The sequence below is a fragment of the Succinivibrio dextrinosolvens DSM 3072 genome, from assembly GCF_900167015.1.
In the GTDB taxonomy this organism is placed as follows: Bacteria; Pseudomonadota; Gammaproteobacteria; order Enterobacterales; family Succinivibrionaceae; genus Succinivibrio; species Succinivibrio dextrinosolvens.
The window spans coordinates 1-8,206 of sequence record NZ_FUXX01000067.1 but is presented as its reverse complement, the minus strand read 5'-3'; the positions used below and the strand labels follow the sequence as shown (position 1 = coordinate 8,206).

Annotated in this window: 8 protein-coding genes; 5 read left to right on the top strand and 3 right to left on the bottom strand. The window is 38.8% G+C overall.

Annotated features, from left to right (window positions below; genetic code table 11):
• Positions 1–181: 181 nt before the first annotated feature.
• The 3 genes from B5D46_RS11450 to B5D46_RS11445 all read right to left on the bottom strand — a co-directional run bounded on the left by B5D46_RS11450 (position 182) and on the right by B5D46_RS11445 (position 1,609).
• Positions 182–895 (bottom strand): NAD(P)/FAD-dependent oxidoreductase, encoded by a 714-nt coding sequence (locus B5D46_RS11450; protein WP_159443112.1) that lies wholly within the window; start codon positions 893–895, stop codon positions 182–184.
• The gene (locus tag B5D46_RS12070; protein WP_143675681.1) at positions 859–987 is read right to left on the bottom strand and encodes an FAD-binding protein; all 129 of its coding nucleotides are present in this window, start codon (positions 985–987) and stop codon (positions 859–861) included. The genes B5D46_RS11450 and B5D46_RS12070 overlap by 37 nt, the downstream gene beginning before the upstream one ends.
• 76 nt (positions 988–1,063) lie before the next feature.
• A complete protein-coding gene (locus B5D46_RS11445; RefSeq protein ID WP_078929565.1) occupies positions 1,064–1,609 on the bottom strand; it encodes a glutathione peroxidase in 546 nt (181 codons plus the stop codon).
• 362 nt (positions 1,610–1,971) lie between these two features.
• Here B5D46_RS11445 and B5D46_RS11440 point away from each other — a divergent pair, with 362 nt between their 5' ends.
• The 5 genes from B5D46_RS11440 to gdhA all read left to right on the top strand — a co-directional run bounded on the left by B5D46_RS11440 (position 1,972) and on the right by gdhA (position 7,860).
• On the top strand, positions 1,972–2,463 hold the full coding sequence (locus B5D46_RS11440; RefSeq protein ID WP_078929564.1) for a GNAT family N-acetyltransferase: 492 nt from the start codon (positions 1,972–1,974) through the stop codon (positions 2,461–2,463).
• Positions 2,464–2,837: 374 nt separating this feature from the next.
• Positions 2,838–4,247, top strand: coding sequence for a glutamate--ammonia ligase (gene glnA, locus B5D46_RS11435; RefSeq protein WP_031491211.1), 1,410 nt, complete (start codon positions 2,838–2,840; stop codon positions 4,245–4,247).
• Positions 4,248–4,515: 268 nt separating this feature from the next.
• Entirely contained in the window at positions 4,516–4,962 is a 447-nt protein-coding gene (lysM, locus tag B5D46_RS11430; protein WP_078929563.1) for a peptidoglycan-binding protein LysM, read from the top strand.
• 279 nt (positions 4,963–5,241) lie between these two features.
• Positions 5,242–6,153, top strand: a complete 912-nt coding sequence (locus B5D46_RS11425) for a tetratricopeptide repeat protein (RefSeq protein WP_078929562.1) — start codon at positions 5,242–5,244, stop codon at positions 6,151–6,153.
• Positions 6,154–6,504: 351 nt separating this feature from the next.
• A complete protein-coding gene (gene gdhA / locus B5D46_RS11420; RefSeq protein ID WP_031491844.1) occupies positions 6,505–7,860 on the top strand; it encodes an NADP-specific glutamate dehydrogenase in 1,356 nt (451 codons plus the stop codon).
• Positions 7,861–8,206 lie beyond the last annotated feature (346 nt).

The window sequence follows — 8,206 nt, the reverse complement described above, 5'->3', positions numbered from 1 at the left end:
ACTCAGGCTCATTTCTGCTGTACGAACTGTGGATATACAGCTAATGCAGATGAAAATGCAGCGGGAAATATCCTAAGGGCGGGGCTCGCCCGGCTAGCACAGAAAGTGAACTCCAAAAGGAGTCAGCACTGTGAACCCTCTGAAGCTGAACAGTAATGTCAGCAGTAGGAATCCTCTTGATTCAGCGAGAGGAGGATGTCAAATAACCTTCTTCATCAAGCTCAAGAGCATCTTTAAAGATTTTAGTTGCAGGTTCATGACCGATAGCAACGAAAATACCATCCAGCTTTATGCTACGTCTGGAGCCATCAGTAAACTTAATGTCTGCTCCTGTAACTTTATTGCAATCACCGATGATCTTATCCACGTTAGCATTGAGAACAAACTCAACCTTACCGGTCTTCTCAAGCTCTCTTAACTTGTCTACTAAAACCTTCTCTGCTCTAAACTGCTCACGTCTGTGAACGATATAAACCTTATTGCAGAGGTTTGTAAGATACAGAGCTTCAATAAAAGCAGTAGAACCGTCTCCGATTACAGCAACATCTTTTTTCCTGAAGAAAAATCCATCACAGGTAGCGCAGGCTGATACACCTTTACCCTTATACTCTTCTTCAGACTTCAAACCTAAATATCTTGCCTTGGCACCAGTAGAAATAATTACAGTACGAGATCTGATGACATCACCACTATCAAGTGTTAACGTCTTAATATCAGAAGAAAAATCAACAGCAGTAACCATAGCAGATATGGACTTTGTACCAAGAGCTTCTGCATGTTCTCTTAAGGAGTCCATAAGAGAGAATCCGTCAGGAGCATCTTTTCTACCAGGCCAGTTACCGATTTCAGGAGTTGTTGTCAGCTGACCACCAGGCTCAGGGCTTTTACAAGCCATGGATTTAATCCTGAGCGGCATGCATAAATTGCAGCAGTGTAACCTGCAGGACCAGAACCAATAATTACGGTATCTAAAATTTTATCTGACATAACAAACTCCTGTAATCTTAATTATCCGATCTGAAAAGAGGGAGCTTCCTCTCTTTAAATACAGTTAAAGTTTCTTTTATAAAAGAGCTTCAATAGCAGAAGCCATCTCCTTAGGAGTGGTGGTTGGTTCGTAGCGCTCTACAACATCACCTTTTCTGTTGATAAGGAACTTGGTGAAATTCCACTTGATAGAATCTCCTTCTAAATAGTCAGGGAAGTTCTTCTCCAATGCATCCTGTAAAATCTTAGCAATTGGATGCTTCATATCAAAGCCTTTAAAGCCCTTCTGAGAAGTCAGATATTTGAATAAAGGCTGAGCATTATCACCACGTACATCACCTTTCTCAAAAATGGTAAAGGTTACGCCATAGTTTATCTTGCAGAACTCAGTAATCTCATCGGCAGTACCTGGTTCCTGCTCAGCAAACTGATTGCAAGGGAACCCCAGGATCTCAAGGCCCTGATCCTTATACTGGTTATATAAAGCTTCTAATTCTTCGTACTGAGGAGTGAAACCACACTTGCTGGCTGTATTAACGATAAGAATAACCTTACCCTCATAGTCCTTTAAAGAAACCTTCTTGCCTCTTGCTGTGTTAACTTCAAAATCATAAATGCTCATAATGCACCTCTTTAACTGAAAAAGATTTAACCTGTTTTTAAACTGATTTAATTTTACTAAATTTAATTTGGCTAAATCAATATTAATTATATTAAATGATTAATCTTATCATTTTTAAGTTTTTTCTTATGGAGATTTGATAGTTAAAAAAAAGAAAGAGATTCCGTAGAACAGATAAATGTAAGGACAATTTCTGGAGAATATTGGTAAAAAACCATCAAAATACTTAAAAAACCGCATTAACAAGGGAACTTTGGTGAACTTTATCACATAATCCATTCAATTATAATGGAAAATTGATTCTACTATTCTAAAATGTTTTGTAGATCAACAAGTAAGATTTTCTTAAATCTGAGGTACCTATGATTACAGTCAGAAAAGCAACTAATGATGATGTTGATATTCTGCAGAAGCTTGCATCTGAGCTTGTGCCATCATCATTCAAAGGTGTTCTTACAACTGCACAGATCGATTTTATGCTAGATAAACTTTACTCTCAGCAGGCGCTATCAGATGCCATTGGTGCAGGAACAGACTACTTCATTGCAACATTCAATGGAGAGGATCTTGGTGTTGTCTCCGTAATCCAGCAGGGACCAAACTTGTTTTTAATGCAGAAGATTTATGTAAATGAGCACTACGTCGGTAAGGGAATAGGAACAGCCCTCTTTACCGCAGTAAAAGAATACGTCCGCTCTAAGATTCTTCCTTGCACTATTGAGCTCATTATCAATGCCCACAATCCAGGTCTTGAATTCTATAAGAAAAAAGGAATGCAGAAGGTTAGAGATACAGGACTTGATATGGGAGATTTCTTCATCAATGAGGAAGTTTACTCACTCGAACTAAACTAATAGTTAACACTTCATCAGCTGATAGCTGTCAGCTGATGCTCCTTATCTGTTGCTCCATTAATGTGCAATTTCTTTTATTTTCTATATTTTTTTTATCACACTAAAACAGCTATTTTTCAAGCAATTGCCCTGCTCTCCCTATATGTATAGCCAAATCTGTTTTCTAACATAATGATATTTCAATTATTTTTTTAAAAAAAAGACCTTGCCTTAAAGCGCATATAATTTGCTCCTATACCCCCCATATAGTAAAATCTAGCCTTGTTTTTTTAAGCCACCAAAAATAACCTTTGACTTAAAATATAAACTTGACGAAAATCACAGCCATAAAAAAAATGGAGCTGATTTTTTCTTTAATAATTAGGAGCGCCTAAATGGATTTCAACGCAGTTAGCAATCTCATCAAAGAAAATGATGTTGTTTTTGCTGATCTAAGATTTACCGATACTAAAGGTAAAGAGCAGCACATCACTCTTCCTATTTCCTGCATCAATGAGAAGTTCTTCGATCAGGGAAAGATGTTTGATGGCTCTTCAATTGCTGGTTGGTGTGGTATTGATAAGTCAGATATGATTCTGATGCCAGATATCAACACTGTTCAGCTAGATCCATTCTACGCAGATCCAACCATTATCGTTCGCTGCGATATTCTTGAAACAGAAACTTTAACCGGTTATAGCAGAGATCCTCGTTCAGTAGCAAAGAGAGCTGAAGAGTACTTAAAGTCAACTGGGATCGGTGATGTTTCATACTTTGGTCCAGAACCAGAGTTCTTCCTGTTTGATGATGTTCGTTTCAAGTCTGATATTACAGGCTCTTTTGTGGCTATTGATGACATTGAGGCAGCATGGAACAGCTCAACTGAATACGAAGGTGGAAACAAAGGTTATCGTCCAGGTGTAAAAGGTGGATACTTCCCTGTACCTCCTGTAGATTCATCTCAGGACATTCGTTCTGCAATGTGCAAGGTTATGCAGCAGATGGGACTGGTTATCGAGGCTCATCACCACGAAGTTGCAACCGCTGGTCAGAACGAAATTGCAACAGAATTCAATTCATTAACAAAGAAAGCTGATGAAGTTCAGATCTACAAGTATGTGGTTCAGAACGTTGCTCATCAGTACGGTAAGACTGCTACCTTCATGCCAAAGCCAATCTTTGGTGACAATGGTTCAGGTATGCACTGCCACCAGTCAATCTACAAGAACGGAAACAATATCTTTGCTGGCAATCTATACGGTGGACTGTCACAGGAAGCATTATGGTACATTGGCGGTATCATCAAGCACGCTAAGTCTCTAAATGCATTCACAAACCCAGCAACTAACTCATACAAGCGTCTTGTTCCTGGATTTGAGGCTCCTCTGATGTTAGCTTACTCAGCTGCAAACAGATCTGCATCCATCAGAATCCCTTATGCACTAAATCCTAAGACAGCTCACATTGAGGTTCGTTTCCCTGATTGCTGTGCTAATCCATATCTTGCATTTGCCGCAATGCTAATGGCTGGTCTTGATGGTATCAAGAACAAGATTAACCCAGGTGATCCTATGGATAAGAATCTATATGATCTACCTCCTGAGGAGGCAGCAAACATTCCTCAGGTTTGTGGTTCCCTAGATGAGGCTCTAAAGGCTCTTAAGAATGATCACGAGTATCTGCTAGAGGGTGGAGTATTCTCCGAAGATATGATTAACGCCTATATCGAGCTTAAGGCTGAAGAAGATACAAGAGTAAGATCAACTCCACATCCTGCTGAGTTTGAACTTTACTACAGCCTATAATTCAGCTCTGAATTTAGAAAATACCTCGTAATTCACGAGGTATTTTTTTTTCTCTCCCTCCTACTTAAAATTGCGACAAGCTATACCTTTTTTCAAAAAAGGACATATTTTTTGTGATCTTATAACTCCCTCTAAGTTTAACTATATGTATTTTATGTTATACAAGGTAATACAGCCATTATCTATGAATATAGCTGTAACTGCTTGATAATTATGCTTTTAATTATATATAGCGAAAGAATAATCCATTAAATAAGGAGTGTTGTAAATGAGTTTCTTCTCTTTTATTAAGGACGTTGGAGAAAAAATCCTTGGACTTGCATCTGCTGCAGAAATCAATGCTGCAGATCTAAAAAAAGATTTGGATGCTCTGGGGCTGGACACAAAGGATTTAACCGTAGAACTCGATGGTGATAACGTTGTTCTAAAGGGCACGGCAAAAGATCAGGAAACGCTTGAAAAGGCAGTTCTTGAGGTTGGCAACAAATTAGGTATTGCAGGTGTAAAAACTGATGGAGTGAAGGTTGCCTCTGCGGGAGAGGAATCAAGATTCTATGAAGTCAAAAAAGGAGATACTCTCTGGAAGATAGCCGAAGAGTGCTATGGCAAAGGAAAAGGAGCTCAGTACAATGTAATCTTCGAAGCAAACACTCCAATGCTAAAACACCCTGATAAAATCTTCCCTGGTCAAAAACTAAGAATACCTGCCTTATAGACATTTTTTTTGAAGGTCCAGCTTCTGCTGGGCCTTTTGCTATACTTAAAAAACCCCCTACTATTTTTCATTACAAAAATTAACACTATATTCTTGATGCTATCCACAAGTTAAAAAAAACTAGAGATTCTTGTTTAAACATAACCTCTCTGTCACATAAAAATATAAAACTGATTACTAAACTTAATAAACGTATCCATGTTAGTGAATAAATTACAGAAGAGTAACTCATTAACAATCACGATTAAAAATCACTAGAAACTACAGTAAAGAGGCTTTATGAGGAATATAAAAAGTAATCTTAACGGCCTTCTCGCCATTCTTTTAGGTAGCGTTTTATCATTGTCTGTCAATGCAGAAGATCAAAATGACAGATGGTCAATGCTTTGCGAAAATGGTGATGTTTCATACTGTAATCTTGTAGGACGAAAATACGTAGCAACCGGAGATTATCAGAAAGCTATCACAGTGTATCAGTCTGCATGTTCACATAACAGTGGTGAGGGCTGCTCCTGGCTGGGAACCCTTTATGTGAATGGACAAGGAACCAGAAAAAGTATACGCAAAGCAAACGAACTATATATCAAATCATGCGAAATGCAGTACGGTCAAGGATGTCTGAAACTGGCACAGCTGTATGAGGAGAACTATGAATTCGAACAATACCGTTCCAGAGCTCCTGAATTTTACTCAAAAGGTTGTTCTTTCGGTAATGCTGAATCATGTATGAATCTTGGAGCACTATATTCCGAAGGTATTTCCGTAGAAATAGACCGCAACAGAGCAGTAAAGTATTTTGATCAGGCATGTAGCAATAAAAATGGTTTAGGATGTCTACATGCAGGAGAGATGTACTCTGAAGATTATGACAAGTTTCGCCACGATTACAAAAAAGCAATTGATTCCTATCATAAAGCTTGTGAACTTGCTGTAGCTCCAGGATGTACAGCATTGGGACTCATGTATGAGGAAGGCAAAGGAGATGATGCCGATGCTGAGCTTGCGGCTTCATACTACAAGATAGCTTGTAACCTTAATGATGCAGAAGGCTGCCTGTATATTGCAGAAGCGACAGATAAAGGTTTAGGGGTTAAAAAAGATCCGGATCAAGCTATAGAGTTCTATAAAACAGCATGTAACCTCGGACAGATAAAAGCCTGTCATTCCAGTAAGCAAACAGTAAAAAACTGACAGAAAAACAAGAAACGAATCGTTCTGAACTCTTGTAGTTCAGGGCGATTTTTTTGAAAAAAAGGAAGTATTATCCCGGTAAATTAGCAAGAAAATCCACGCAAAATACCTAAAAAACAGCTCAAAAATTCACTTTTGCACAATAAATTAACAGGCTATAATAAGATTAACTTATTGATATTTATTCAGTATTTATTATAATAACTCCATTTTTTACCAATTTGCACTAAAAATAAACTTACCTGCACTATATCAGTGAATATAGTGTTTTTTATTGCAACACAAAAATGTCTCTTGTAAATTCTTACTAAATCAAAATGATTAAACACGCAATATTCAAGGAGACATTAAATGTCATCATATACCCAAAGAGTTCTAGACTCATTAAAAGCAAAGTATCCTTATCAGCCAGAGTTCCTACAGGCTGCTGAAGAGATTCTAACTACTCTACAGCCTGTTGTAGAAAAAGAGCCAAAATACGAGAAATACAAGATTCTTGAGCGTATGGTTGAGCCAGAGAGAACTATTAGCTTCAGAGTTGAATGGGTTGATGACAAGGGTCAGGTTCAGGTAAACAAGGGCTACCGTGTACAGTTCAATTCAGCTATTGGTCCATACAAGGGCGGTATCAGATTACATCCAACTGTAAACGAGGGCGTATTAAAGTTCCTAGGTCTTGAGCAGATTCTAAAGAACTCACTAACCGGCACTCCTATCGGTGGTGCAAAAGGTGGTTCAGACTTCGATCCTAAGGGCAAGTCAGAGACCGAAATCATGCGTTTCTGCCAGGCTTTCATGATTCAGTTACACCGCTACATCGGTGCTTTAGTTGACGTTCCTGCTGGTGATATCGGTACTGGTGGTCGTGAAATCGGCTACATGTACGGTGCCTACAAGCGTTTAACCACCAAGTACGAAGGTGTATTAACCGGTAAGGGTCTAAACTTCGGTGGTTCTCTTGCAAGAACAGAAGCAACTGGTTATGGTGTTGTATACTTCACAGACGCAATGCTGAAGGATCGCGCAGACACTCTGAAGGGCAAGAAGTGCGCAGTTTCAGGTTCAGGTAACGTTGCAATCTACTGCTGTGAGAAGCTATATCAGTTAGGCGCTACTCCAGTAACCGTATCTGATTCAACCGGTACCATCTACGATCCAAACGGCATCGATGTAGCTGTATTAAAGCAGGTTAAAGAAGTTGAGCGTGCTCGTCTAACCCGCTATGCAGAGTTAGTAAAGACTGCACAGTACACTCCTGTTGAGCAGTACCCTGCAGGCAAGCATCAGGTATGGTGCTACCCTGTAGACTGTGCATTCCCATGTGCAACTCAGAACGAGTTAAACGAGGAAGATGCTAAGACTCTACTTCAGAACGGCTGTAAGGTTGTAGCTGAAGGTGCAAACATGCCTTCAACTCTAGGTGCAATCAAGCAGTTCTTAGATGCTAAGATTGCTTACGGTCCTGCTAAGGCAGCAAATGCTGGTGGTGTTGCAACCTCTCAGTTAGAGATGGAGCAGAACGCAGGCATGACTTCATGGACCTTCGAAGAGGTTGATTCTAAGCTACACAACATTATGACCAACCTATACAAGAATGCAGCTGATACCGCTCGTGAGTTCGGTGTTGAGGGCAATCTTGTTCTAGGTGCAAACATCGCAGGCTTCCGCAAAGTTGCTGATGCAATGATTGCTCAGGGTGTAATGTAATAAATACCAATAGCTCTTAAATATATTAGAAAGAGGGTGACTAAAAAGGTCGCCCTCTATTTTTACCTAAATTTTGTGGTTTTATTAACATTATTGATAATATTTTTATATTAAAACTTTATCTATTTCCTTGATATACAAAGTTAATATACTATACTTAATAATATAAAGAGTTATATTATTGGTAATATCGTTATGGATAAAGAAGATCTTTTCAAACCCTATATTCAAGATGATTTAGCCTTACTTCCTCCTTGTATTGGTGATTTTATCTCCCCTTCAGATCCCGTCAGACTCGTAAGTACAATTGTTGATAAACTTGATATCTCCAATATTCTTAAAGATT